Here is a 1,052-nt window from a genome sequence, read left to right on the forward strand (position 1 = left end):
TGTATTGATCACGAGCGTTGTTAACGCTGACCGGGCTTGAACATGGCGAAGGCCTCCGTGTGTGGTGGAGGTGTCGAATCTTCACCGCACGGAGGCCTTCGTGTCCCACCGTAATGCCCGGCTGACCGTTCACGGCAGGCGACTGCTCGTCGACCGTGTCCGCTCTGGCCGTCCCGTTGCGCATGTCGCCGCGGAGATGGGCATCTCCCGTCCCACCGCCCACAAGTGGCTCCGGCGCTGGCGGTCCGAGGGCGAAAGCGGGCTCATCGACCGCCCCAGCCGCCCACGCAGGACACCACACCGGACCACTGCCGCGACCGAAGCCCAGGTATGCCGCCTGCGCCAGGACCGCAAACTCGGGCCCGCACGACTCGGGCCGATCCTCGGCCTGCCCGCCTCGACGGTGCACCGTGTCCTCACCCGGCACGGCCTTAACCGCCTGGCTTTCCTCGACCGGCCCACCGGACAGGTCATCCGCCGCTACGAGCGTCAACGGCCCGGCGAACTGATCCATGTGGACGTCAAGAAACTCGGCCGGATCCCCGACGGCGGCGGTCACAAGGTCCTGGGCCGCCAGGCCGGCCGGGCCCGGCGCAGCAACGTCGGCTTCGACTACGTCCACTCCGCCGTCGACGACCATTCCCGCCTCGCCTACAGCGAGATCCACGACGATGAGAAGGCCACCACCTGCGCAGCCTTCCTCCGCCGGGCCGCAGCCTTCTTCCACGCCGCGGGCATCGACCGCATCGAGCGGGTGCTGACCGACAACGCCTGGCCCTACCGCAAGAGCTTCGCCTGGCAGCAGGCACTGGCCGACCTCGGCGCGGCCGGCAAGCTCACCCGCGCCTACCGGCCGCAGACGAACGGCAAGGTCGAACGCTTCAACCGCACCCTGCTCGATGAATGGGCCTACCTGCGGCCCTACGCCAGCAACGTAGAACGCACCACCGCCCTGGCAGACTTCCTGCACACCTACAACCACCACCGCTGCCACACCGCACTCGGAGGCAAGCCACCCATCAGCCGTGTGAACAACGCTGCGGGTCAATACA

Annotated in this window: 1 protein-coding gene; it reads left to right on the forward strand. The window is 68.3% G+C overall.

Features of this window, described 5'->3' with window-relative positions:
• Positions 1 to 100 precede the first annotated feature (100 nt).
• On the forward strand, positions 101 to 1,052 hold a 952-nt coding region (locus ACFWWR_RS48605), incomplete at its 3' end, for an IS481 family transposase (RefSeq protein WP_384310791.1).

The sequence above is a fragment of the Streptomyces sp. NPDC058678 genome, assembly GCF_042714835.1.
Classification (GTDB): domain Bacteria; phylum Actinomycetota; class Actinomycetes; order Streptomycetales; family Streptomycetaceae; genus Streptomyces.